General features: G+C 38.6%; 21 protein-coding genes. 5 read left to right on the top strand and 16 right to left on the bottom strand.

Features of this window, described 5'->3' with window-relative positions:
• Positions 1–39 precede the first annotated feature (39 nt).
• The 14 genes from ELX58_RS02355 to ELX58_RS02290 all read right to left on the bottom strand — a co-directional run bounded on the left by ELX58_RS02355 (position 40) and on the right by ELX58_RS02290 (position 17080).
• Positions 40–1299 carry a tetratricopeptide repeat protein gene (locus ELX58_RS02355; RefSeq protein WP_133441569.1) on the bottom strand — a complete coding sequence of 420 codons (1260 nt, stop codon included), beginning with the start codon at positions 1297–1299 and terminating at the stop codon, positions 40–42.
• Between the two features lie 174 nt (positions 1300–1473).
• A complete protein-coding gene (der, locus tag ELX58_RS02350) occupies positions 1474–2781 on the bottom strand; it encodes a ribosome biogenesis GTPase Der (RefSeq protein ID WP_133441568.1) in 1308 nt (435 codons plus the stop codon).
• Between the two features lie 114 nt (positions 2782–2895).
• Positions 2896–4167 carry a 30S ribosomal protein S1 gene (rpsA, locus tag ELX58_RS02345; protein ID WP_133441567.1) on the bottom strand — a complete coding sequence of 424 codons (1272 nt, stop codon included), beginning with the start codon at positions 4165–4167 and terminating at the stop codon, positions 2896–2898.
• A 71-nt stretch (positions 4168–4238) separates the two neighbouring features.
• Entirely contained in the window at positions 4239–4916 is a 678-nt protein-coding gene (cmk, locus tag ELX58_RS02340) for a (d)CMP kinase (RefSeq protein ID WP_133441566.1), read from the bottom strand.
• Positions 4917–4931: 15 nt separating this feature from the next.
• Positions 4932–5495, bottom strand: coding sequence for a hypothetical protein (locus ELX58_RS02335; RefSeq protein ID WP_133441565.1), 564 nt, complete (start codon positions 5493–5495; stop codon positions 4932–4934).
• Between the two features lie 45 nt (positions 5496–5540).
• On the bottom strand, positions 5541–7001 hold the full coding sequence (locus ELX58_RS02330; RefSeq protein ID WP_133441564.1) for a RecQ family ATP-dependent DNA helicase: 1461 nt from the start codon (positions 6999–7001) through the stop codon (positions 5541–5543).
• Complete coding sequence (locus tag ELX58_RS02325; RefSeq protein ID WP_133441563.1) at positions 6994–8040, bottom strand: helix-turn-helix domain-containing protein; 1047 nt, start codon at positions 8038–8040, stop codon at positions 6994–6996. Before ELX58_RS02325 ends, ELX58_RS02330 begins: the two co-directional genes overlap by 8 nt.
• Positions 8041–8076: 36 nt before the next feature.
• Complete coding sequence (locus ELX58_RS02320; protein WP_418620993.1) at positions 8077–8787, bottom strand: pseudouridine synthase; 711 nt, start codon at positions 8785–8787, stop codon at positions 8077–8079.
• A 39-nt stretch (positions 8788–8826) separates the two neighbouring features.
• Entirely contained in the window at positions 8827–9336 is a 510-nt protein-coding gene (scpB, locus tag ELX58_RS02315) for an SMC-Scp complex subunit ScpB (RefSeq protein WP_162614597.1), read from the bottom strand.
• 14 nt (positions 9337–9350) lie between these two features.
• Positions 9351–10055, bottom strand: a complete 705-nt coding sequence (locus ELX58_RS02310; RefSeq protein WP_133441560.1) for a segregation and condensation protein A — start codon at positions 10053–10055, stop codon at positions 9351–9353.
• Positions 10045–10413, bottom strand: coding sequence for a hypothetical protein (locus ELX58_RS02305; protein ID WP_133441559.1), 369 nt, complete (start codon positions 10411–10413; stop codon positions 10045–10047). Before ELX58_RS02305 ends, ELX58_RS02310 begins: the two co-directional genes overlap by 11 nt.
• 26 nt (positions 10414–10439) lie before the next feature.
• Positions 10440–11330, bottom strand: coding sequence for a CvfB family protein (locus tag ELX58_RS02300; protein WP_133442557.1), 891 nt, complete (start codon positions 11328–11330; stop codon positions 10440–10442).
• 122 nt (positions 11331–11452) lie between these two features.
• Positions 11453–13216 (bottom strand): pyruvate kinase, encoded by a 1764-nt coding sequence (gene pyk, locus ELX58_RS02295; RefSeq protein WP_133441558.1) that lies wholly within the window; start codon positions 13214–13216, stop codon positions 11453–11455.
• 150 nt (positions 13217–13366) lie between these two features.
• Positions 13367–17080: a DNA polymerase III subunit alpha gene (locus ELX58_RS02290; RefSeq protein ID WP_133441557.1), complete on the bottom strand. Its 3714-nt coding sequence runs from the start codon at positions 17078–17080 to the stop codon at positions 13367–13369.
• Between the two features lie 186 nt (positions 17081–17266).
• Here ELX58_RS02290 and ELX58_RS02285 point away from each other — a divergent pair, with 186 nt between their 5' ends.
• From ELX58_RS02285 to ELX58_RS02275, 3 genes are all read left to right on the top strand, one after another.
• A complete protein-coding gene (locus tag ELX58_RS02285) occupies positions 17267–17467 on the top strand; it encodes a DUF2929 family protein (protein ID WP_133441556.1) in 201 nt (66 codons plus the stop codon).
• Positions 17468–17613: 146 nt separating this feature from the next.
• On the top strand, positions 17614–19053 hold the full coding sequence (locus ELX58_RS02280; RefSeq protein WP_133441555.1) for a C69 family dipeptidase: 1440 nt from the start codon (positions 17614–17616) through the stop codon (positions 19051–19053).
• 46 nt (positions 19054–19099) lie between these two features.
• The gene (locus ELX58_RS02275; RefSeq protein WP_133441554.1) at positions 19100–19459 is read left to right on the top strand and encodes a DUF4097 family beta strand repeat-containing protein; all 360 of its coding nucleotides are present in this window, start codon (positions 19100–19102) and stop codon (positions 19457–19459) included.
• On the opposite strand, the gene ELX58_RS02270 is transcribed toward ELX58_RS02275, so the two are convergent.
• On the bottom strand, positions 19460–20302 hold the full coding sequence (locus ELX58_RS02270) for a DegV family protein (protein WP_162614596.1): 843 nt from the start codon (positions 20300–20302) through the stop codon (positions 19460–19462). It lies immediately after the preceding gene.
• A gap of 114 nt (positions 20303–20416) precedes the next feature.
• Between ELX58_RS02270 and uvrC the strand changes: the two genes are divergently transcribed.
• Both uvrC and ELX58_RS02260 read left to right on the top strand, forming a co-directional pair.
• Positions 20417–22240 carry an excinuclease ABC subunit UvrC gene (uvrC, locus tag ELX58_RS02265; protein ID WP_133441552.1) on the top strand — a complete coding sequence of 608 codons (1824 nt, stop codon included), beginning with the start codon at positions 20417–20419 and terminating at the stop codon, positions 22238–22240.
• Between the two features lie 190 nt (positions 22241–22430).
• A complete protein-coding gene (locus ELX58_RS02260) occupies positions 22431–23741 on the top strand; it encodes an MFS transporter (RefSeq protein WP_133441551.1) in 1311 nt (436 codons plus the stop codon).
• 76 nt (positions 23742–23817) lie between these two features.
• Here the strand turns inward: ELX58_RS02260 and ELX58_RS02255 are convergent, their stop codons facing one another.
• Positions 23818–26232, bottom strand: coding sequence for a Xaa-Pro dipeptidyl-peptidase (locus ELX58_RS02255; RefSeq protein ID WP_133441550.1), 2415 nt, complete (start codon positions 26230–26232; stop codon positions 23818–23820).
• Positions 26233–26352 lie beyond the last annotated feature (120 nt).

The raw sequence follows: 26352 nt of genomic DNA, 5'->3' as shown, positions 1-26352 counted from the left end.
TCTAATTTAATTCTAGTGGAAATCACTTGATTTGGCTAGTTAATGCCGATACTCGTCCAACAGGTTAGCCATCTCGATATCGTTTGGAACTTGTTTAACGTATAATTTCAATAGACGATATGATTCCTTCATGTTACCAGCTTCACGGTAGAATAATCCGGCTTCCTTTAAGAAGCTTGGAACATCAGCAAAGTATGATTCAGCATGATGGTAATAACCGCTGGCGTTCTTAAAGTCATGTAAGTAACGGTAAGAAGTTGCTAAATTCCACAGTAAGCGGGGATCTAAATTATCATCCTTAACGTAACTGGATAAGAATTTAACGTTATCACGATACCGACGAGCTTGAACCAATAGATTCGAGTACTTAACGGCAATGATTAAGTTATCCGGTGCAATATGATGACCCTTTAGATAGTACTTTTCAGCTAACTTCGGCTTTTCTTTACGAATAGCGGCATCCCCAGCTTTAGACCAGAGATTTTCGTTGTATTGGTCGACCCGTAAACCTTCTTGGTAAATCTTTAAAGCTTCGGTATCCCGGTGAAGATGCGTTAATGCGTCACCCCAATATGGGTATAACGTTGCGTATTGATCATCACGCTTATGTAGTTGCTTAAAGCCATGGACGGCTTTTTCATAATCACCTAACTGAAGATACGTAAAAGCAGTTTCAAATTGGGTATCAGGCGACGAATGTTTCATGTCAATCTGTTTTAAGTAACCGATGGCATGGTTAAACATCCCGGCATTTGCGTAGGCGACCCCAATTCGTTGAACTAAATTAACTTCAGCGTATTCTGGGATTCCTTTTTTAATTAAATGTAAATATAACGGGATGGCATCGTTATAACGACGCATCGTGAAGTAAAGTTCGGCCAACGCAAATGTAATTACGTTTTCGTGCGGTGCGATCTTCTTAGCCGTCAACAGTTTCTGTAGACTGACCCCTAATAATCCTTGAGTTTGATACAAATCTGCAGAAACCATTAAAGATTGAACATAATCAGGTGAATTCGGTTTGACCTGGCTAAGGTAATTTAAAGCTTTATTATCCTGCCCATCATCAATGGCAATTTCTGCTAAATCACTCTTCAGTTCATCTTCATCAGGATACTTTTTTAATAATTTCTGATAGATCTTTTTAGCCTGAACTGAAAAGCCAACGTTATATAGCTGTGAAGCTAAGGCATATAAATCATCATCACTGTCATGACGTAAAGCTAAAATATAATTAGCTTTAAAGCCCTTCAGCTTTTGATGATGTAATGCGGCTAATGCTTTTTGGGAATAGTTCATATTAAGCTCCTTAATTGATAAAAAAGACCAGCCGACTATTAAGCCGCACTGATCTTTTACATTCAATTCTTGTTTTTCTTTAACGATACTTGTGAATTAACGGTAAAACTGCCAATGCGGCTAATTACCATTTTAAATTTATCACATGGATATTGTTAAATCAATCATTCAATTTTAACTACGACGGCGACTGATAAAATGAATCGGCGTTCCCATAAAGTCAAAATGCTCACGAATCTGATTTTCTAGATAACGAGCGTATGAGAAATGCATCAGATGGGGGTCATTTACGAAGAATACGAACGTCGGTGGACCAACGGCAACTTGAGTAGCGTAATAAACACGTAAACGTTGGCCTTTAATCGTCGGCGTCGGCGTTAATGAAATGGCATCGGTAATCACATTGTTCAAAACTGATGACTTAATTCGAATATTTTGGTTATGGTAAACACGTTTAATTAGATCAAGTAACTGACCTAAATGGAGCCGTGTCTTTGCAGATACAAAGATTACCGGAGCATAACTTAGATATTTAAATTCGTTATAGAAATTAATTCGGAAATTATGCTGGCTGGACGTCGTCTTTTTAACGTCATCCCATTTATTAACGGCAACGATAACACCCTTCCAGGCATTATGTGCATATCCAGCAATTTTTTTATCTTCTTCACGAATTCCTTCGTCAGCGTTTAATACGACCACCACAACGTCACTGTTATCAATGGCCTTCATGGCGCGAAGATCACTGTACTTTTCGGTACTTTCGTAAACCTTGCCACGTTTTCTTAGACCAGCGGTATCAGCAATCGTAAAGACATCGTGTTTACGTTTAAATGTCGTATCAATGGCATCACGTGTAGTCCCAGGAGTTTTCGATACGATAACTCGATTTTGGCCTAAAATGGCGTTAACGATTGATGATTTACCAACGTTAGGACGACCAATTAAACTGAAGTGAATACTATTGTCCTTATGATTATCCATTCCCGTTGGGAATTTACGGAGAACTTGATCCAGTAAATCACCTAAGCCTAAACCATGTGATCCAGAAATTGGAAATGGCTTGCCAAAGCCTAACGAGTAAAAATCATAAATGTTAGCTTTATATTTAGAATTATCCATTTTATTAACGGCTAATACCACAGGCTTATTAGTATGATATAGAATTCTGGCAATCTGATCGTCACCACTGGTGATACTCTGACGGCCATCGACCATGAAAATGATTACATCAGCTTCGTCCATCGCAATTTCAGCTTGCGCCGTAATTTGCTTAGCAAACGGAGCATCGCCCATCGTAATCCCACCGGTATCAATGACGTTAAATCTAGTTCCTAACCAATCAGCATGGGCATAAATTCGATCTCTGGTAACACCGGGTTCATTATTAACGATTGAAACTCGGTGACCAACCAATCGGTTAAAAATGGTGGACTTACCAACGTTGGGGCGACCAACGATTGCGACTGTGGGTTGACTCATATATTACATGCCTCACTTTCGTTTTAAAAACATTAGATAAAAAATTATCCCTCAACTGTAACGAAGACAATTGAAGGATAATTGAAAATTAATTAAAATTATTTGTTATTTTAATTATTTGTTGTTACGTAACTTCTTAGCAGCTTCTTTTAAGGCTTGACCAGCTTCACCAGTGTCACCAACGGAGAATCCTTTGTCTTCGCTAGGTGCGTTACGAGTGGAGTTGTCGTTAACTGCGTTACGGTTACGACGATGACTTGCGCCACCATTGTTATTACCATTACGGTGAGCAGGTGCCGGTTCTAAGGCTCTCATTGATAATGATAAACGATGGTTTTCAGGTTGTACGTCTAAGACTTTAACCTTAACTTCTTGACCAACTTTTAATACGTCGCTAGGAGTATTGATATGTTTGTGAGAAATCTGGGAAATATGGAGTAATCCTTCAACACCAGGATATACTTCCACAAAAGCACCAAAATCAACTAAACGTTTTACAACACCTTTAACGATACTACCCTTAGGGGCCTTTTCTTCAACCTGTTCCCAAGGAGATGGTAAGGTCTGCTTAATTGATAAAGCAATTCGGTTACGGTCTGGGTCAACATTTAAGACTTTAACCTTAACTTCTTGGCCAACCTTTAATACATCTGAAGGTTTGTCAACATGCTGGTATGAAATCTGAGAAATGTGAACTAAACCATCAATGCCACCTAAATCAACGAAGGCACCAAAGCTTACTAAACGAACGACCTTGCCTTTAACAACATCGCCGGCCTTTAAGGTAGACATAACTTTGTCTCTAGCAACTTTGCGCTTGTCTTCAACGATTGCTCGGTGAGATAAGATTAAGCGGTTCTTCATTGGAACTACTTCAACAATCTTACATTCTAAGGTCTTACCTTCGAACTGCTTTAAGTCACGAACAAAATGATCAGTGATCATTGATGCAGGAATAAAGCCACGAACACCAGCGTCAACAACTAAGCCACCACGTACGGCACGCTTAACCGGAACTTTAATGGTTTCTTTGTTCTTAGCCTTTTCCTGAATCTTAGCCCATACTTTACGAGCCTTAAGACGACGGATGGACAGTAAGAAACTGCCACCTTCGTTATCATCACCAATATGTTCTAAGACAACTACCTTTACGGTGTCACCTTTATGGAATTTCTTATGAACATCATCAATCGGCTGCGTAGATAATTCACGGCGAGGGATAACACCTTCAACACCGGAATCTTTAATGCCAACAACAACTTGGCCACTGGCATCAATAGCTAAAATGTCACCTTCAACAACATCACCAACATGAACAGTCTTGATGCTGTTAAGAGCTTTCATTAATTGTTCGTTCTTATTTCCATCAGTATTTTCTTCACTCATCCAATACTTCCTCCTTGCGACAACACTGGTTATTATTTTATACTATAAATTCGCTAAATGCTAGTTTTAAATTACTTTAATTTTTTATCTATGATTTCCGCGATCTTGTCAACGACACCTTGGATTGAAACATGAGTCGTATCAATCCGGATTGCATCCTTTGCTTGAGTCAGTGGTGAAATCTTTCGATGAGAATCTTTATAGTCTCTAACTTCAATTTCATGAGCTAACTTCTTAATCGGGGTATGAATACCCTTTTGAGCGTTATCTTTAAAACGACGCTTAGCACGTTCTTGAACGCTGGCAACCAAAAAGATTTTAACTTCGGCATGAGGCAATACGGTCGTTCCAATGTCTCGACCGTCCATTACGATGCCACCATTTTCAGCAATTTCACGCTGACGGTTACTAAGGTCTTTACGGACATCTAGTAGTGCCGCAACGGTGGATACTGAATTAGTAACGGCTTCACTTCTGATGGCGTTCGTTACTTCATGACCATCAATAAAGACCTTTTGCTGTGGTTTACCAGGTGCAAAACTGATGTCAGTATGCTTCATCATCTTCATGATGCGAGCTTCATCAGTTAACGGAATGTTATTACGCATGGCTTTTAACGTTACGGAACGGTACATTGCACCGGTATCACAATAAACGTACGAAAACTTTTTGGCAATTAATTTAGCTACGGTACTTTTACCGGCCGATGCAGGGCCATCGATTGCAATTTGTAATCCATTTTTATGCATTATTAGATAATCTCCTTATTGATTATTACCAGATTTTTGAGAATCTGAACTTGGCGTAGTGGATCCTGATTTAGCACCTGACTGTTGACTAGATGGCTTACTGGATGCTGAACTAGCAGAACTACTAGCACTTGAATTTGAAGATTTTGAACCGTTATTACTATCACTGCTACTGTCTTTCGAGCTAGCGTGACTAGAGTCACTGTCTGAACTAGTGGCCGGCTTACTAGACTCACTGGTACTAGTACTAGATTCACTGGTAGCTACGTCAGTGTCACTAGATTTTTTATCTTTATGTTCATGATGCTTTTTAGCATGGTGTTTATGGTGCTTATGTGAAGTGCTGACCCGGCTAATTCGAGTTGCATGATGACTAGCGTTGTCATGGCCAAACGTATTACTGGCTAAGCCATAGATCAAAGCAAAGACCGCAATTAAACCAATAATAACAACCAAGATTACGGTAATTACGTTGTTATTATGATTTTGACGATGAAGTTTCGTTCGTGATAAGTGTCCGGACGAATCACGGTCGTCACTAAAAGTCTCGTTCCATGGCTGTTTTTGATTTCGTTTCATCAATAATACCCTCCTGAATTCCAGCAATAATTATAACATTCATGATCATTTTTTAACATTGAACAATTGATCGAGAATCGGTTGCCAATCAAAAGTAATCAACGATCGTTTGGAGTGATGATTAACATATAACCCTAATGACTTTAGATTAAGCGCATTTTTAAAGTCACAGCATTTCTGATTATGGCCGTTAAATTTTTGGCCAAAATGATGAAGTAAATACTGCCTGCGACAGGTTTTACAATGTACATATTTCACCATTATTTTTAGCTGCAAACTTTTCTCACGTCGACGTTTAGTAAATATCGATAACGTTTGTGGTGGTGAAAAATGATGTTCAAAATAATAGCTAAGGACGCCAATCTGTAGTACGTTCCGACGATACTTCATCAATTGATGCGGATTACGATAGAATTCTTCGATCATCGCCCGATTAGGAATCTCGCCAACGGCTAGGGTATACGGTAAATCTTCATCATGATCCTGATAAAGAATAATGGCGATACTCTGCTTACCATCCCGTCCAGCACGGCCAATTTCCTGGGTATACTCACCTAAATCAGCTGGTAAATGGTAATGAATTACAAAGCGAATGTTATCTTTATTGATCCCCATTCCAAAAGCACTGGTTGCACAGATAACGTCAATCTGATTATTCATGAATTGATGCTGAATTTTGTAACGTGACTCCTGATCCAAGCCAGAATGATACGCCTCAACCCGTAAATTACAATTTTTCTGTAAATAATCAGCAAGCTGATTAGCCTGCTTCTTACTGGATAAATACACAACACCTGGTAACTTCAAATGATTAATCAAATTTACCAGTTGCTGATCCTTGTCTTTTTGATTATCAACCTGTTTAACGGCTAAAAAGATGTTGGGGCGATCAACCGAGTAATCAACTCGTTTAACCAATCTTGGATCTAAGCCCAGTTTATGCAAAATATCGTGCTGAACCGCTTGAGTAGCGGTCGCTGTAAGCATCAACGTTAACGGATTACCCAGTTGACTTAAAACTCGTTTGAGGTTTAAATATTCAGGACGAAAATCGGGTCCCCACTGTGAAATACAATGAACTTCATCAATCACAAACAGGCCGATTGACAGTTGCTGTAACCGCTGAATTAATTCATCGTTAGCGAGCATTTCAGGTGACACATACAAGTAGTGATATGACGATAAATGATGCATGACAAAGGACTTTTGCCGATAATTTAGCAATGAATTTAGAGCAACCGCACGCTTAATTCCTAAATACTGCATTCGACTAACTTGGTCCTGCATCAGCGACAAAAGTGGTGAAACGATAATAATCAGGTTTTTCTGCAGATAGCCATACATCTGATAAATCAGACTTTTCCCCGATCCAGTCGGCAAGACTGCTAAGACATTATGATGATCCAGTAATTCATCAAGAACCGTTTCTTGGCCTTCTCTAAAACAAGTAAAGCCGAACCGTTTTTTCAAAATGGCTATCAATTGTTGATGACGTTGATCATTCATGCTGCTTGCTCCTTAAGATCTGAAAAAGCCGAAAGTAAAAGAAATCTAAATGTTGCCCGGTTACAGACTGATATTTAGAATAATCCCATTTATCAGGATTACCTTGATATAGCTGATTTAAAGATTTCATCATTGGTTCTGAAATAAACGCTTGATACGGAAATGATGCTCGTTTAATAAAAACGGCAACACCTAATAAGTGCTCCTTTACTGTCGATAACCGAAGTCTCTGAATATTACAGATCTGATTAAAATGACAATGCTGCTGAGCTAGTTGATACGTCCGAATGGCGCTATCACTTATCGGTGAATTCCGTAATTGAAATAGCAACGGCGAAAAAACGTTATTTTTCTGATTAAGCATTGCTACAAAAGCACACAAAATATCAAGCTGTCGAAAAAGCATTTCAGTAACGGGCTGATGAAGCTTACGGCCCTGTTGATCCAGGGTTTGGCCAGGATCATTATGGCCAACTAATAAATTAGCGGCTTGCCATCCCAATGTCGGATCCAATTGATTAAATTGCTGAAACGCATTCACTAAAAATTGATAGCATCGTTTCGTTAAATAATGATCACGATAATGATAAAACCACTGTTTAACGAATTCAGCGTCCCGATAATCAATTTGCACCGGATAGTAATTTCGGTTGTGATAACTATATTCAGAAGCTACCTGGACAGCTAATAATAACCGAGCTTTAAATCGTGGTAAATCATAATTCAAATGATACTTTAGATATTTAGGGACGTACCATTTATTCCGTAATTTAACGGCTTTCTGGTAGCCCCTAGGAGTTAATGAATACTCCCGATAATCTGGAGTAATGACATCACCGTTATTAATTAATTGCTGTAAAGCGTTTTGATCAGTTTGTTTATTAACTGATTTTAAAGCTCCCAAATAGTCCAGAATACCGTAGCGCATTCCCCAATATAAATTGGACACCGTCTTATGCCCCACCAAAACATTTTCAATCACCCGAATTCGTCGGGGCTGGCGTAATGATAAGAATAGCAATAACGACTGTGGATCCATATGGAAATACTCCTATAGCAACGATCTAATTAAACGTTAATGTTCACGTGGTTTGCCAGCTAACGTCTTTAATTTATTGACTTCGGCTTTCCGTAAGAAACGGTACTGACCCGGTTTCAATTTGCCAATGGTTAAGAAACTGTATTGGGTACGAGTCAACGTTTTAACTGGATGGCCAATATATTCGAATAACTTCTTAACTTCATGGTTACGGCCTTCATGAACAGTAAGCTGAATAACGGCATTTTTGGTCTTAGGTGCTGATGCAAGAATCTTAATGTGGTCAGGGACAACCTTTCGACCACTGACTTTGGTTCCCCAGCGAAGGTGTTCCAATTCAGAATTATTTGGAATTCCTTCAACTTTAGCAACGTAAGTCTTCGGGACTTCATATTTAGGATGGGTCAAGCAATTATCTAATTCACCGTCATTGGTTAAGATGATTAAGCCAGAAGTATCATAATCTAAACGACCGACGGGATAAATTCGCTGGGTAACGTCAGGGAAGAAGTCAACGACGGTCGTCCGATGCTTCTCATCCTTAACCGATGAAATTACCCGACGCGGTTTGTAAAAGAGATAATAAACCTGACGTTCTTTAGTAATCGGAACGTCATTAACTTCGATTTCGTCACTGTTTTTCACTTTAGTACCTAATTTAGTGACGACTTTACCGTTCACCTTTACGTGACCGTCTAAAATGATTTTTTCTGATTTTCGCCGTGAAGCAACTCCAGCATGAGCCATAACTTTTTGTAATCTTTGCAAATTATATCTTCCTCGATCTTATTTTTTGATTTTAGGTAATTGTTTAATGTTCTTTAGGCCAAAGAGATTAAGAAATTCATCAGTAGTCTTAAACATGATTGGGTTTCCTAACGTCTTTTTACGACCGGCCTTTTTAATTAATTTTTGTCGTAATAATTTTTCAATCGTTACCGAACTGTTAACGCCCCGAATATCATCGACCTCAATTCGGGTCACCGGTTGATTATAGGCAATAATGGTTAACGTTTCTAGAGCAGCCGACGTCAGAATTGACGTATGAGTATTTTTAAAATACCGCTGAATATCAACGTTTAATGCCTTTTTAGTGATTAATTGGTATCGACCATGAATATTTAGAAGTTGAAATGGGCAATCATCGTCATTACTAAAACGTTGATTAAGCTTCTTAAGGCTTAACTCAATTCGATTCTTTGATAAGCTCGTTACGGAAACTAATTGATTAACGGTTAATCCCGTATCACCAGTAACGTAAAGTAAGCCCTCAACTCTAGCACATTTAGTAATCACAAGACTGTCCTCCCTCATTTATTTAAAACGACTATATAATCACAGTTAATTCGAATTCGTTGTTCCTTAATTAAATCTAAAAGCGCCAAAAAATTAGTAATTAGTTCTTCTAAATCATTATTTAACAAAAAAAGCGCGTGTAACTTTAAACCGTGACGAAGTTTAATTGCTTGAAGAATCTTAGTTCCTTGTCTCTTTACGGAATAGTGCCATTCCGTCACGTTCTCACTGATCGGCTTTTGTTCAACCCGGCGTTTAATAACGTTTTGAAAAACTTTTCCCAGGATTTGTGAACTCAATTGATCATGTAAATTAATTAAGTGATTACTTTTGCTAGGAACGATTGCTGGCCGAGTATAATATTGTTTTCGGTTCAGTTCTAAATCCTGGAGCTGGTTAGCCGCTCGTTTATACTTCTTATATACAACCAGTTGATGGACTAGGCCCTTTCGTGGATCAGATTCATCATCGTTAGTCTTTCGTTTTGGTAAGAGCATTTTTGATTTAATGGCCATCAGCTTAGTTGCCATGATTAAAAAATCACCGACAATATCTAAATCTAAGGACTTTAATTGATGAACATACTTAAGGTATTGACTCGTAATTGCCGAGATCTTAATATCATAAATATTCATCTTATTTTTTTGAATCAACTTAAGAAGTAATTCTAAAGGCCCGCTAAATTTATTTAAATGAACGTTTGGTTCATCATTTACCAACCGAATGACTTCTTTCCCATACCTGGCAAATGGCCGTCGTTTCAAAATCACCCATGAACCGTTGCTTTGAGTACCGCTGTCTTAAATCATCAAGCATTTGAAAATAACTAAGGCTTCGGTCATTAATTTCAGGAACTAACACTAGCTGCCGAATGATGATTAACTTTGGTCTGACTTCGACCCCGATCAAACCTAACCAATTATTGGAATGACGTTTCCATAAGTATAAATGTCGGTTACTGGCATCGTGATACCACTGAAACGTTTGGTTAATCCGGGAAATCTGACCCATTTCCGGAAGTAACGACAGCATATCGAAAACGATTTTTTTATAACGATCCTGAAATTTCAGCAGCATGTTCACACGCTTCCTCTAATTCGTTATTAATCTCCCGGATGGTATTGCTGACCTTTAGCAGTAACGTCAAGGCCATCCTTGGTTTCTTTAATTAGATCATACTTAAGCAAGTGACCAACGCCACGCTTGAAGCGACCTTTACTGATTCCAAAGAATGTCTTAATCTTTTCTGGATCACTTTTATCAGTAAAGTTCAAATGATGGGTTGGATCATGCTGAAGCATTGCTAGTAACATTAAGGCATCCCCGTCAATCGCTTCATAAGCTCGTGGTCGTAAAGAAAAGTTAAAGGAACCGTCATCATGATAGCCAATTACACGGGCGTTAACGACTTCACCTAGTCGTGGTTCAACATCACGCTGACTAGGATCGATAAAACCAATGTGATAATGATTGGTTATGACTTTGGTCCCAGCCTTCATAACCCGAAAGACCAATGCTTTAGCGTTATTATTAAGCATTTTTCTCTGACCAGGAACCGCTAACGTTTCATAAATTTCTTCATCCGCAAGATGACCCCAAAGGCGGTGCTTTTTATCGGTCGTTAAATCGATCATTAATTTATCACCGCGTTTTGGCCATAAAGCATGAATTAACGGTAAATCATCCATTGATACAGCAATATCCTTATTTGGCAAGCCAATGTCGACAAAGACACCTAAATTATACTTACTGCTGACTACGGTTCCGAAGCCATAATGATCAACCTGAACCTTAGGTGCGTCACGGGTGATCTGTAACTTATGATTTTCATTAATATAAGCGAAACCTTCGAACTGACTACCGATATGCATCGGCTTTTTAATTTCTGATTTATCTAATTCAAAGGTAATTCCTTTGATCTGAACATAGTAATTTTTATCGTTCTGATCAGTAACTTTACCAGGGACGACCCGGCCTAATACGTTTCTTAAAATAGAGTTGGTGTCCAATACAAAGACCCTTTCGTTCAACTACTCTAGATAATATTGTACACAAAAAGAGGTACGCTTTAAAAGGCGTACCTCTTAAAAACAAGTATCTAGATTTTTAATTTAAATTATTTTGAAGCACCATGATAAACGACACCACGACGAGCATCAACGGTGATTAAATCACCATCTTTAATGTGCTTAGTGGCATCGGTAGCTTCAACGATGACTGGGATATTCATCGAAATGCCGACGACAGCAGCATATGAAGTTAAGCCACCATTTTCAACGACCAAGGCACTAGCTTTCTTAATGGCTGGTAAGTAATCTTTGTTGGTGTCTTTAGCAACCAGAATACCACCTTTAAAGGCTTTCTGATTAGCTTCCTTAGCGTTATTAGCTAAGAAGGCTTTACCAATAATGGCTTTATCACCGATTCCTTGACCTTGAGTCATCTTGGAACCGATTAACTGAACCTTGACTAAGTTAGTCGTACCCTTTTGAGCAGCTGGAGCACCACCAACAATCAATATCATGTCACCTTCCTTAGCTAAGCCCGTTTCAACAGCCTTATTTGAAGCTTCTTCAAATAATTCGTTAGCGTTGTTCGGACGGTTAACTAAGATTGGCTGAACGCCCCAGTTAATGGTTAAACCACGACGAACACGATCATCAAAAGTCATTGCCAAGATATCAGCATCCGGACGGTATTTAGAAATCATTCGAGCGGTGTAACCAGATTCAGTTACACAAACGATAGTATGAATACCCAAGTCCTTAGCTAAGATAGTTACGGTGTGGCCAATTGCTTCGGTAACATCACCGTTCTTAAATTCTGGACGTGAGTAAGCATACTTATCGTATGCTGATTCAGCTTTTTCATCGATACGTGCCATTGATGCAACGGCATGGACGGGCCAGTCACCATTAGCGGTTTCACCAGAAAGCATCGTAGCATCGGTGCCATCAAAGACGGCATCAGCGACATCGGATACTTCGGCACGGCTAGGACGTGGGTTCTTAGCCATGGAAGCTTCCATCTGGGTAGCTGTAATAACCGGTTTGCCTAAACGGTTACATACGTGAATCATGTGCTTTTGTACTAACGGTACGTTTTCAAACGGAATGTTAACGGCCATGTCACCACGGGGTACCATGACACCATCAGCAAGCTTCATGATTGGCAGAAGATTATCAATACCTTCCTGGTTTTCTAACTTAGGGAAGATCTGAACGTCTTCCATATGTTCATCCTTTAAAATCTTACGGATGTCACGAACATCCTGTGGCTTACGTAAGAATGATGCGGTAATGAAGTTGATATGCATATTTTCACATGCAAATCGGATATCATTTTCATCTTTTTCGGTAACACCTGGTAAATGAACGATGGCACCAGGAATATCAGCGGTCTTACGTGAACCTAATGTAGCGGTGTTTTGAACCTTAACGTGTAACTGACGTTTGGAACTATCTTTGCTGATACAGATCGTATCTAAGATCCCGTCATCAAAGAGAACGTGACCACCAATGTGAACATCACCGAACAGTCCATCATAAGTAGACTGAACTAAGTCCTTAGTGGTTTCTTTCTTGCCATCGGGATCCATAGCGATATTAAAGGTATCACCAGGATGATAAGTAAAGTTCTTACCGTCTTTGTTAGCAGTCGTTCGAATTTCGGCACCTTTAGTATCACAGTCAATTCCAACTGTCATTCCAGTCTGCTTTTCAGCCTGAACGACCATCTTGTAACGCTTTAAGTGTTCAGGATGGCTTCCGTGTGAGAAGTTGAAACGGAAAACATTAGCGCCCGCTTTAATTAACTTTGCAATTTTCGGAACTGTAAAGCTGGCAGGCCCTAAAGTACTTACGATCTTAGTTTTTTTCATAAGCAAAATCTCCCCTTTAATAAAGGCATTAAGCCGCTACAATCCGCAACGGTTGGAACGTATATCTTGCGAAACTTTAATAAGCGATAACTTACCGATGGCTTCGTGATTTCATCAGTTATTGTATCACGTCCCGATTTGGATATTCTACTATTTGTATATTACGTTATGATTTCCAAGTAACTTGATTAACTGATTCTGAGCTTGCCTCGACACGGTATATCGACTGCTCAACAGAAATTTGTTCCCGTTAGCGACGTTAAAAATTAAGATCGGGTATGGACCCCGATTTTGATTAATCACTCGATACAACGACTGAAGAATATCTTGATTATTAATTCTGATGTAACAGCAATGTTGTCTCCAGTTATACCGTTTATATTGACGAGTCCTTAACTGATACTGACGCATTAGATTGGCAGCCGGCCAGATATGATCAGCGACCAGCTGCAACTTCGGTGATTTTTCAACCCGACCGTTAACAACAATAATTCGGCTAAACTTTAGAAGGTTTTTAACGGATTCATATACTGACGGGAAAATCACGATGGATATATTATCAATTCCATCAGTGACGTCCGCAAAGGCCATTAATTTACCGTTTTTTGTTCTGACTTCGTGAACCCGTTTAATCGTCGCCATAATCCTGGCAAACTTCTGAACGGATTTTAGTCCTGAAATTGGAATTAAATTAAGCGGTTCAACCAATGATGAATATAAATTCATCGGGTTGAAATTCAAATAATAATACTCAGCTCGTTTCAAATCCAACGGACTGTGCCGAACGTCAGGCGTAATCTTCAGACCAAGACTTTCAAAGGTCTTGATTTTCTGTCGAATCAGTTCAATGTGTTTTTGTAAACCCTGTTGGGCATGAATTTTAAAGACCTTTACAGCTTGTCGATATTTTAAATAGTCGGAATACTTAATTTTATCAGCCGTTTTCTGATAAGTTTTAGCATTCTCACGATATTTCTGAACAGCATGATATTCCTGACTATATGTCTGTGATCCAGAAAAGCGCTGGTAATAAACGTTAATGGTGTGAAAAATACGGTAGCATGCACTTCGTAATTCATATCGAGGTAAACGATCTCGATCAGTGGCATTGATTTTATTAATTCTGTCCAACGCCCCTGAATAAATCAACGGGAATAACGAAGGTGTCGGATCATCTGACCCTAACAAATCACGTCCGGAATCACCCTTTTGGTTAGGTGCTCGGTTAGATTTAGCTTCTAGTAACAAATATGGGTACGTTTTAAAGATAAAATCATTTAAATCGGCAAAACAGTTTCCGCGATTTTGCTCAATCGTATTGACTAATTCCGTTGAGATGTCGTGCAGGAAATTTAAGCCTAACTGTAATTTGCCATTTTTAACGGTACAACCTTTCGATCCTGAATTAATATCTGGAGCAACTATTTTAACACCCAAACGATGAGCGCCAGCTAAATAGCGTTTCGTCTTTTTAATGTTACCCATCACGGAATTCAATAATGCCGCGAAGAATGCCGTACTGTAGTGAGCTTTTAAGTAAGCTAATTGAAAAGCTAATTTACTGTAAGCCACCGCATGTGATTTATTAAAGCCGTAACTAGCAAACCGGTTCATGTAATCAAACATCATCTTGGCGACCGATTCTTTATAACCCTTTTTCTGAGCACCAATAATAAACTTAGTTCGTAAGCCACTCATCAAGGCGTGGTTCTTTTTACTCATTGCTCTTCGGAAGATATCGGCTTCACCTAACGTAAAGCCACCCATAACTTGGGCAATTAGCATAACCTGTTCTTGATAGACGATGATCCCATAGGTTGGCGCTAAGATTTTTTCGACGGCTTTACTTGGGTAACGACTTTGTTTTTGCCCGTTTTTACGTTCAATAAAGGTATCAATATTATGAATCGGTCCTGGACGATATAAAGCGTTAACCGCTACGACTAAGCTAAACCGATCGGGATGTAACTTTCGGAGAACCTGGCGAATTCCACTGGATTCAAACTGGAAGACCCCGTCGGTATCACCTTTCTGGAATAGTCGCAACGTCCTAGGATCATTTAAATTAATCTTACGGATATTAAATTTGGGATTAACATGATCTCTAACTAAACGTAAAACATTACCTAATAACGTCAGGTTTCTAAGGCCTAAAAAGTCGATCTTTAATAACCCGACCTGTTCAGCATAATTCTTGGAATACTGTGTCATTAATAAATGTTCGTTACCGTTTTGAAGTGGCGATAATTTAACTAACGGTTGATCACTCAAAATCAAGCCGGCAGCGTGAGTTGAATAGTGCCTGGGTAGACCTTCAACTTGGTGAGCCGTCTTTAACAATAACTGATTTAACGGTGCACTAGGATTTTCGGGAGTCCCTGAATTATATAGATTTCGTAACATCTGGGATTGCCGATAAGCTTCACGTAACGTAATTCCCGGAACGCTTGGGATTGCTTTACTCCATTGGCGTAACTGATGACTATTAAGACCAAACACTCGACCCACGTCCTGAACCGATTGCTTAGCGGCCATTGTATCAAAAGTAATGATCTGTGAAACGTGTTCATGTAACGGATCATTACGATATTTAGGATCTGAGTCCTGATATTTATCATGAACGTACTGTAAAACTTCATCCCGTCGAACGTCCGGGATATCCAAATCGATATCAGGCATCTGAGCTCGTTCTTTATTCAAAAATCGGGCAAACAATAAATGATATTGAATTGGATCAACATCGGTAATATATAACACGTAGGCGACTAACGAACCGGCGGCAGATCCACGTCCGTCACCTGTTGTAATGTGACGACTGCGAATAAAACGAACAATGTCCCACACAATCAAGAAATAATCATCAAAGCCCATATCACGAATAATTGATAATTCATGATCCAGACGTTTTTGATACTTAACGGGTGTCTGTTCATACTTGTTAACGTGAAAACGATTTGCTAAGCCTTTTTCACTTAAGTATTTCAGATATTCTCGAGAACTCTGGCCGTGGCCCGATTTAGCTTCAGCTTCGTCATAGAAATGCGGCAAACGCATTTGCTGTTTTTTAATGATAAAACGACAATCATTAGCAATATTTGCCGTTTCCTGAGCAGCTCTAGCAAGACCAACCCTAGTAAAAGCCTCGGCCATATTAGCTTCGCTCTTTAGCCACTGTCGGCCTAGGTTTTGGCTGTGGTATTCCTTAACTGGGCTAGGGATTTGCTGACCCTTTTGAATGGTGTCCAACACTTTTAAGGCAAAAGCTTGGTCAGAACTTAAATATTTTACGGGTGATAACGCTAGTAAGTTGACCTGAGTCTGTTTGCTGATTAATTTAAGTAGTCGCAGATACTTATCATTGTTAACTACCCCAACACCAATCTTTAACTGATCCTTAGGGATAAACTGCGTTAAATTATCTAGATAACGTTCGGCTAGAGTTTGCTGACCGATTTGAACCAATTTACTAAATTCCTGATTCAACGGTGTAATCAAGTAGAGGCCCTTTAAATGTTGGTGGATCTGGTCCCAGGTTAACTGCTGGTGTTCACCAACCGTTCGTTTAAGGGTCGAAATTTTCATCAAATTACGGTAGCCAAGCAAATCTTTGGCCAACAAAATGACATCGTAATTCTCGTCAGTATTAATAACGCCATTAATGGTTAACGTTAAACCAATCACTGGATGAATACCGTGGGCTTTGCAGAGGTTATAAAAACGCACGGCACCATACATGACGTCGTGATCAGTCAAGGCCAGTGATTTATAACCTAGCTTTTTAGCTTGGGTAACTAATTTCGGTACCGCAATGGTACTCTGTAGTAAGCTATATGCACTAATGACCTGTAATGGAACGAAGCCCATTGAGATTCACCCTCCTTTAAGATAATTATAACAAACTATAGATACGCAAAATATCTTGGTATTCAATCTTTAGAAATTAGGTTATAATGAATTTGTAATCTAATGATTACGATTCATTACACTAATTAATTTGCATGCAGTTAATTACGAACCGTTAGTTAGGTTAAAGAATGCGAGGTGGATAAAATGCGTTTTATTGCTGCAAACTTAACCGTAATCGTCTGGGCATTTATCTTCGGCATGATTATTGGCTACATCGGTAGTGCCTTGGTTGGTACACCGTTAGTAATGCCAGTATTCATTAAAGCTGGAATTATTGCCGTCATTGTTGCGGTTGTCGCTACTAATGGACTTCAATGCTTTATCAATAAGTCCAAGAATTCTTAAATCTCGTGAATTAATTTAAATTCATCGGTCGCGAATAATTTCGTGACCTTTTTTATTACCAAAATTACCTAAATTTTCTGTAAAAAGTGTACTATACTTATGTATTGTAAGTAAAACGTTAACTTATAGTACAGGAAGTCGAGATAATGTTAAAGAAACGTTCATCATGCACATCAATTTTAGTTGGAAAAGACGCGTCGCTTGACGGTTCAACCATGATCGGCCGAGACGAAGACAGTTCTTATCCAGTTGGACCACAGGCATTTACCGTCCGCCCCGCATTAGATAAGAAACATAATTTCTTAGTATCAAAATTAACTGGATTAAAATTACCAGTTCCGGAACACACCCAACGCTACACCTGTGAGCCAAACGTTCCCGCTAGTGCTCGCGTTTCTGAAGAAGGTGGCTTCAACGAACATAACGTCGCCATGAGCGCTACCGAAACTCTTTATAATAATTCGCATTTTTTAGGCTATGATCCATTAGTTAAGAAGAACAGTATCAATGAAGATTTGATGCTGTCTTCTACTTTGCCGTACATTACTAGTGCTCGTGAAGGTGTTCAGCGCTTAGGCCATTTAATTGAAAGGTATGGCACAGGCCAAAGTAACGGCATCGCCTTTGCTGATAAAAACGACCTTTGGTATATGGAAACTGCGGGTGGTCATCACTGGGTTGCAGTTCGAATCCCGGATGACTGTTACGCGATTGCGCCTAATCAGATCAGCATTCGGAAAATCGATTTTACTGATACTCAGCATAAGAACTACATGTGGTCAACCGGCTTTAAAGATTTCATCGTTAAAAATAATTTAGATCCTCACCATGGCAATCATAATCAAATTAACTTCCGTGAAATTGTTGGCACCCATACCGAAGCCGATTCGCACTACAATACGCCCCGAGTTTGGTACGGTCAAAAAATGTTCAATCCTGAAATCAAACAGTCACCGTTTAGCCAACATTTACCATTCTTCAGAAAACCTAATCATAAACTATCGGTTGAAGATGTCGAACATTTTCTGGCATCCCATTATCAACGAACCCCTTACGATCCATTTGCTAATAAGCAAGAACACATAAAGCCGACCCTACGCTCCATCGCAATGGCACGAAACCAAATCTCTCATATCTTACAACTTCGAAACAACGTTGACCCTAAGTATGCCGCTTTAGAATGGATTTCATTCGGCTTTACTAACTATAGTCCTTATGTTCCGTTCTACGCTAACATCAACGCAGTCCCTGAGAATTACGAAAATATTAGTAATACGGTCAACCTAAATAATGCATATTGGCTTTACCGCTTATTGGACGTTTTAATTGCTCCGCACTACAGCAAATTTATCAACGAAGTCAATGTTTATCGCAAGCATTGCCAAACTTACGGCATTCATCGAATTCGAGAAATTGATGTGAAAGCTAAATCGTTAACCGGTAAATCATTAATTAAATTACTAACTAAACAATCGACTAAGACTGCTAACCACGTCACTAAAACTACTTGGACATTAATTCACAAATTAATTAAGAAATCACTAAATCTCTCTCACATCGATTTAGCTAAGTATTATCCCTATTAAATCTTTTTTCAAAGAGAAATTCCGCTAAGAGAAAGTATTAAAAATAATGAAGGTGAAAGCCATAAAGACCAAAACACTCACACTTACCCAATCGATTAATAACCTCAGAATTAACCTCGATAATTTTGACATCACCATTAAACTTGGCAACAAGCCCAAAATCAAATATTCAGCGAATGAAAATGATGTCCCGATCATCCAAACGAACGATGATCAATTAATGGTTAAAAGTCCAAAGCATCACTTTAGTTTATTTAACTTCGTTAAAATTAATCGAATCTGGCGCAATAACAAGTTATTACTGGTTCTGCCTAAAACAACGCATTTAACGGACGCTAAACTTAATTTGGATACCGGTAATTTATCAGTTAACCACTCAAATATTCAAAAAGATATTAAGAAATAACTATTTAGTACACGTCATAACTGCGTAGGCGTTTTCACCGGTATGACAGGTAATCGTTGCTGAAGTGTGACGTAAAATCATCGGTACCTTTGGGAACTGATGTTGCATTTTTTGAGCTAATAATTTTGGAAATTTGACGTCACCGGTATAGCTAATTCCCATATATTTAATTGACTCACCCTTCAGTGAATTCAGGTATCTAGGCATCCAGCGTAAGAACGTCTTTTTGCCACGACCCTTTGCGGCGATGTGCAACTTCTGGTTAATGTCCAAGTTAACCACAATGTATAGATGAAAGATAAACGACAGGACACTCGCAAACATGTGAATTCGGCCGTTTTTTCTTAGATTACGTAAGGTACTAACACCCATGTATAAAGTACTGTGCTTCCGGATGTCATCAACTTTATTAATGATCTGATCTATGGAGTACTTTTGACTGTTGGCCATTTGAGCAGCGGAGACAACCATATGTCGAAGACTCTGGTCGGTAGTTTTACTGTTGATGACATTGATGTTCCCTTTAACCATTTTACTGGCTTTACAAACGACGTTGTAAGTTCCGCTGAAGTTGTCACCGATCATGATTGCTAATACTGAGTCACCGTTTTTAGTTAACTTCTTAAAGGCTTCAACAAATTTACCAATCGGTGGCTGACTGGACCGTGAAATATCATTTCGGTGGGTATCATTATAGTGATCCACTAGATCACTATCAGCGGTTACACCATCTAAATAGGATTTATTACCTAAAGCAATCGTTAACGGAATTACCGTGATACCGTATTTTTTAGCGTCAGCTTGATTAACAACGGATGTGGAATCAGTTAAGATTTTGATCATGATTAAAAGCACTTCCTTAAATTTCATAATAGTTATTATTGTTGACAAAGTACAAATGAAAGCTATAATTATCGTGCTAAATTTATTATCATTTAATCGTAAAGGTGGGATTTAATGGCCGTACCGTTGGTCGAACACAAATTAAAATTACTTCTTGATAAACCTGGCTGCTACGAGATGAAAAATTCCCACGACAAAATCATCTATGTTGGTAAATCCAAGGATTTAAAACATCGAGTTCGTTCTTATTTTAAAGCTCGACACTATGGTAAATGGGGTAAATTAGTCTCTGAAATCAGAGATTTCAACGTCTTTTATTGTGCTAACGATAAAGAAGCCTTTTTACAGGAAATCACGCTGATCCAGAAATATCGACCGTACTTCAATATTCAACTGAAGCAAGGTCGTGAAACCTACCCGTATATCGCAATCACTAAGCAACGGGATCCCCACATGAAAATGACCCGTGATCCCAAGCCGAAAAAGGAATGGGTCTTTGGTCCCTACCCAAACGAAACGGCCGCTCATAAAACTTTAGACTTCTTACAAAAGTTATACCCATTGCGTCGTTGTCACGGTCGAACTAACGGTCGTCCTTGCCTGTATTATCATATGGGCGAATGCTTAGGGGCTTGCTTCAAAACAATCCCAAAGAGTGTTTACGCTCGTCAGATTAAACGGATTAAAACGTTCTTAAGCGGAGATCTAACGCCTGCTAAGCACATCTTGATTAAGAAAATGAAGGATGCCGCCCATGACCTTCGCTTTGAAGATGCGGCTAAATACCGTGATCTCTATCGGTTCATTAAGATCACTGTTGAACCACAGAAGATTATTTCGAATGATTACACGACCCAGGATATTTTTGCTTACTACGCTAAAAATAGCTGGATGTGCATCAGTGTCTTCTACATTCGTCAAGCTCGTTTAATGAAACGAATTAAGCGATTCTTCCCAATTATTCAGTCACCGAAGGACACGATGCTAAGTTACATCGTCCAATTCTATCGGGTTAGTCATAACATCACGCCACAAACGATCTTAGTACCAAAAGACATCCCTAAACATATTTTACGTGATGCCTTACATACCGAAGTTAAGACACCTCAACGTGGTCAGAAGCGTGGTTTGTTACTGATGGCCCAGAAAAACGCTAAGATTTACCTTCGTGATCGTTTCAGATTACTTGAATTAAATAACCGTAAAACTAAGGGTGCTGCTGAAGAACTTGCAAAGGCAATGCACATCCCCTATCCAAAGCGAATTGAAGCCTTTGATATCGCTGATATTCAAGGCTTTGATAATACTGCTGCGGACGTTGTCTTTGTAGACGGTCGTCCAAATAAGGATTTGTACCGCAAATATAAGCTACACACAAAGCATGCTGATGAAAATGCCGGAATGCACGAAGTTATTCGCCGTCGTTATACTCGACTATTAAAGGAACATAAGAGTATGCCCGGTTTAATCCTTATGGATGGTGGCAAAATTCAGGTCAACGCTGCTTTAGACGTTCTGCACAATGAATTAAACTTAAACATCCCGGTTGCCGGAATGGTCAAGGATAATAAGCATCGAACCAACCATTTAATTCAACGAATTCATGGCGTTTTCTACAGGGTTCCACTGAATTACCGTAGTGAAGGTTTTTACCTAATCACCCGAGTCCAGGACGAAATCCACCGTTTTGTAATCGGTTATCATCGTAATGTTCATTCTCGTCACGAAATCCATTCTGAATTGACCGAAATTCATGGTGTCGGTCCGAGAACCCGTAACAAACTCTTCCGTCATTTTGGAACTTTAAGTAAAATTCAAAAGGCTCCCATTAAATCAATCTGTGATTTAGGCATCCCTCATAAGACCGCTGTTAACATTAAATTATCGTTTGTTCATACCAATACCGAGAAAAAGCGACATCCGTATATTAAAGGTTAAAAATATAAATTATTTTGAGGCATAATTGATTTTATGCCTTTTTTCTTCACCCAATTTTGCGAATTTTCTTTACAGAAACATCAAAAAAAAAACTATAATTAGTCATGTTATTTACAATAATGTTAAGAATATAAACAAAATATGTATAAATTATTAATTATTGTTACCAATTATGGAAAAGAACTGACCTATGCAAACTGTAAAAATCTCTGATCATCAATCCAATCAGCAAATTATAAAAGCAGTTATCAGTGATATCGTGAGTTCACTAAGTGGCACAATGCTCGGCTATGGAATGGGTTTTATGTTACTACACAATACTCACTCGCCATTAAGCTTCGGTTTGGACGTGGCAATCGATCCAATTATTGATTTCTTGTTATTTATTCCGATTGGTAACTATGTTGATCGCCATAATCATAAACATATTTTAATTGTAAATTACATCATGAGATTACTTTTATTAGTATTCTTCGCAATGCTTTTACCAATGTTTGCTAAAAGTCAGGAATTAATCCCGGTTATGATCTTCGTAGCTTTTTCTGAACTATTTAGTAACGTGTCTGGAACTACCTATACGGCTTCAGTTCATGAATTAGTAAATCAACACAAAATTGCATCTCTAAATTCTTACGAACAAGCCTGCAGTGCTGGCGCCAGCTTCTTTGCTCCAGTCTTCGATGCTGTCCTGTACAGCTTAGTTAGTATCAATACTTTCATTACGATTGACTTTTTAGCAACGGCTTTCGCATTTAGCATGATGTTAACGATGCACTTCTTTATTAAAAAAGAGCCTGCTAAAGCAAAAGCTAAACCGATTAAGCATCAACAGTTACATGACTTTAAAGTTGGCCTCAACTACATCAAGAAACGGAAATTAATTCAGGATTTAATGATCATTGCCTGTGTGGCCAATTTATTAGGTAGCCTTTTGACAGTTGCTCCGTCATACGTAATCGTTGAAAAACTGCACTTACCTAATGAAGTCGTAAGTTTTCTGGATTCTGGACTGATCTTTGGTATCGTTATCGGTAGTATTTTAGTTAATATAATTATCAAGAAAACAAGCTCATTGTCAAAATTATTAACTTTATCCAATATGCTTGGAATGAGTGCGATTGGAATGTGTACGATTGCCTTAGGATTTATATTTAATTATGTAACCGGATTCTGGATGGTAACTATTTTAGGTATTCTGATTGCGTTAATCATTGGTCTATTTTTAGGTGTGATGAATGTTTCAACCGGTGTCAGAATGCAATCCACCATCCCAACTAAATTGATGGGCCGTGTATCTTCAGCTAGTTCCGCTGTCAATACAATCTTTATGCCAATTGGTACAATTATATTCAGTTTCTTACTTAAACACTTTACCAATGATATTTATATTTTTGTTATCACTGGAGTATTATTAATTGTTTACTTTATGCTCTATACCCATAAGTTTTCCAAAGATGTCAAAATTAACGATAAATTTGTCGCCAGTGCTGAAAATAATTAATATTTATTAACAATTCAAAAAAGAGCACAATTTCATTTCTCTGAAGTTGTGCTCTTTTTAAATTTAGTTTATTCTATTATTTCTTATACACCGGCAAAATCAACTGTGAATGTTTTGGATCAATAGTGTACCGAATCTTCTGATTGCCACGAATCGTCCACACAAAGTCAGTTGCACAGATTACTAAACCAACCCGATGATTTGGCAAAATGTGGAAAAATGTTGGTTGAAATTCTAAATCAACATCAACATATTGATTAGGCTTAAGGTCATCAACTCGATAATAATTATGTCGATTCTGCATATTAAGGTGTGCCGTAACGATCTTTTTATACGGTGTCGGGTGTTCTTGATACTTATAATCTTTAACGACCATCTTTTGGTATTGATAATTCATGGTCGTTCGCTGTGGTTGTAAATATTGTGGTGCAGTTGTCAGACGTTTAGCCTTTCCATAATCCACTAAGAATGCTGTTAACAAGCCAACATCAGAACTACTCTTGACCCGTAATTTCAAGTGTGCTGCGCCGTCAATGATTAGATTAGACTTTAACTGATCACTTGTGAATAATAAGCGGTTATTTGACATTGGGTTTAGCTTTTCACTAAAGACATCATGATGCCAAGCACTATGATAATCACAATAGTGTTTGAACGTCTTTTTATCTAAATGATCTTGAAAAGATAACGGTAAGGACGATGATTCCCCAACGACGAGTTGATTATTATTTAGCTGATAAGTAACCTTCTGACCGCTATGACCCCAGTTACCATAAGTATTCCAGGTCTGAGGCTTGGTATTATCCTGAATCAAAACCTTTGGCAGAACTTGGTCAGCGTGATTATCAACGTCATAAAGCTTATTACTAAAAAATAGATTGGCCATATCAATAAAATCAAGCGATTGTAAATCATAAACATACATGTGCTGGCCTTGATGCAATAATAGTTTTTTATTTGTCGGAACATTTTGCAGGTGCTGCCACAGATTCCAAGCGTTGCGTGGTTTAACGTTCCAATCATTCAAACCCTGAACGATCAACATGCTAGCTTTTGTATTATGAACGTTCTTTAAGTAATTTCGATTATCCCAGAATTGGTTGTAATCACCAGTCTGACGATCTTCACCCTTTAAGAGATGTTTTAACTGGTGATGCCAAAGCACTTTGGATCGATGATACTGACCGGCACTCTTACGGCGACTGAATGTATATTCGGCCAATAGATCACAATCTTCACCACCGATTACTAATCCACTATCTCGGTAATAATCATAATAATTAGAAATGCCAGCTTCGGCAATTCCAGCCTTAAAACCTTTAACACCCGTTCCAGCAACGGCTTCGGTTAGAGTTCCTAAATATGAAATTCCGGTCATCCCAACGTTATGGTTAGACCACCAGGCTGGAATTGCGATGTTATCCACGGGATTAGTAAACGCAGTTCGATTACCAGCTAACCATTCAATGACTGCTTCAGCGCTTACGACTTCTGATTGGGCACCGGTTGATCGAACGCCTTGTGAATCAAAGGTCCCCACACCGGATGAATAAACAACCGCAAAGCCGCGAGCAAGAAAATAGCGGTTCAATTCGTAAGTCAGGCCACCTGCATAGCAATTAGCTTCCGCGACTTTACTTGTCTTTCTAATCTTTCGGGGTGCAGGAATGTTCTTGGTGGGATCAAAATGAGATTCAACATCCTTATATGTATAATGATTAGGCTGTTTATGCTTTAACGGAACGTTAACATTATGGATCATTTTGTTATAGATACGGTCGTTAGTTCCTAAATTATAAGGGTTAGCAGTAAATAACGTGGGAACTTTCACACCTTGATTAGTTTCACTTGGTCGAATTACATCGGTTCGTAAAAGGTCACGTTTACCGTCATGATCTGTGTCTAGCGGTGCTTCAACATAAACGACTTCATGGATCATGTGTCGGGTGTCAAAAACTGGCTGGGCTTTACCATTAAAGAACAACGGCTTCGGCAAATCTGAGAATTGGGTATAATAACCCGCACTCGCTAGTTCATCTAAGTACGTCTGGCCTAATTTAGTGTGCGTATTCAGGAGTAAGTACCAAGCTTTTAGAACTTCTTCTGCAGTTAATTTAGCTTTATTCTTAACATGAATATATGGAAGATTACTCTTCTTTAAACATTTCAGCGGATCCGATAACTTAAAATCGTAATCAACATCAAAACGCAACAATTCTAAAGCAACGTTATAGAATACGTTAAACGACAAGTTGTCATGCTGATCTAAATATTCATCAGCTTCTTGATTTGGCGTTGCCATATAATCATGAAGTCGGACCAACTTCATGGTTTTACTGTGCTCATTAGCGAATGCTCTTAGTAACAATTGTTTAAATAATTTAGCCGGCTTTAACTTCGCTAATTGATCATTATAAAAATGAATCGTTTTCAGTTCTTTTAACATCTGTGAAAATTTAGTGGGCTTGATAGCAAATTGATGGTCTTTCATAACGATTACCTCTTCATAATTAGAAACATAATTTAATTATATCATCTATAAGTTTCTAGTACATATCTATTTTATAAGATATAAAATAAAAAAGCGATAATTTCAGCATTAACTGAAACT

Source organism: Acetilactobacillus jinshanensis (assembly GCF_004359375.1).
GTDB lineage: Bacteria > Bacillota > Bacilli > Lactobacillales > Lactobacillaceae > Acetilactobacillus > Acetilactobacillus jinshanensis.
The sequence above is the reverse complement of the archived record's forward strand: the minus strand, read 5'-3'. Positions and strand labels throughout refer to the sequence as shown.

Coding starts and splice junctions, on each gene's coding strand:
- ELX58_RS02355 (WP_133441569.1), bottom strand. CDS start 1,299: ATGAACTATTCCCAAAAAGCATTAGCCGCATTACATCATCAAAAGCTG.
- der (WP_133441568.1), bottom strand. CDS start 2,781: ATGAGTCAACCCACAGTCGCAATCGTTGGTCGCCCCAACGTTGGTAAG.
- rpsA (WP_133441567.1), bottom strand. CDS start 4,167: ATGAGTGAAGAAAATACTGATGGAAATAAGAACGAACAATTAATGAAA.
- cmk (WP_133441566.1), bottom strand. CDS start 4,916: ATGCATAAAAATGGATTACAAATTGCAATCGATGGCCCTGCATCGGCC.
- ELX58_RS02335 (WP_133441565.1), bottom strand. CDS start 5,495: ATGAAACGAAATCAAAAACAGCCATGGAACGAGACTTTTAGTGACGAC.
- ELX58_RS02330 (WP_133441564.1), bottom strand. CDS start 7,001: ATGAATGATCAACGTCATCAACAATTGATAGCCATTTTGAAAAAACGG.
- ELX58_RS02325 (WP_133441563.1), bottom strand. CDS start 8,040: ATGGATCCACAGTCGTTATTGCTATTCTTATCATTACGCCAGCCCCGA.
- ELX58_RS02320 (WP_418620993.1), bottom strand. CDS start 8,787: ATGGCTCATGCTGGAGTTGCTTCACGGCGAAAATCAGAAAAAATCATT.
- ELX58_RS02305 (WP_133441559.1), bottom strand. CDS start 10,413: ATGCTGCTGAAATTTCAGGATCGTTATAAAAAAATCGTTTTCGATATG.
- pyk (WP_133441558.1), bottom strand. CDS start 13,216: ATGAAAAAAACTAAGATCGTAAGTACTTTAGGGCCTGCCAGCTTTACA.
- ELX58_RS02290 (WP_133441557.1), bottom strand. CDS start 17,080: ATGGGCTTCGTTCCATTACAGGTCATTAGTGCATATAGCTTACTACAG.
- ELX58_RS02285 (WP_133441556.1), top strand. CDS start 17,267: ATGCGTTTTATTGCTGCAAACTTAACCGTAATCGTCTGGGCATTTATC.
- ELX58_RS02280 (WP_133441555.1), top strand. CDS start 17,614: ATGTTAAAGAAACGTTCATCATGCACATCAATTTTAGTTGGAAAAGAC.
- ELX58_RS02275 (WP_133441554.1), top strand. CDS start 19,100: ATGAAGGTGAAAGCCATAAAGACCAAAACACTCACACTTACCCAATCG.
- ELX58_RS02270 (WP_162614596.1), bottom strand. CDS start 20,302: ATGATCAAAATCTTAACTGATTCCACATCCGTTGTTAATCAAGCTGAC.
- uvrC (WP_133441552.1), top strand. CDS start 20,417: ATGGCCGTACCGTTGGTCGAACACAAATTAAAATTACTTCTTGATAAA.
- ELX58_RS02260 (WP_133441551.1), top strand. CDS start 22,431: ATGCAAACTGTAAAAATCTCTGATCATCAATCCAATCAGCAAATTATA.
- ELX58_RS02255 (WP_133441550.1), bottom strand. CDS start 26,232: ATGAAAGACCATCAATTTGCTATCAAGCCCACTAAATTTTCACAGATG.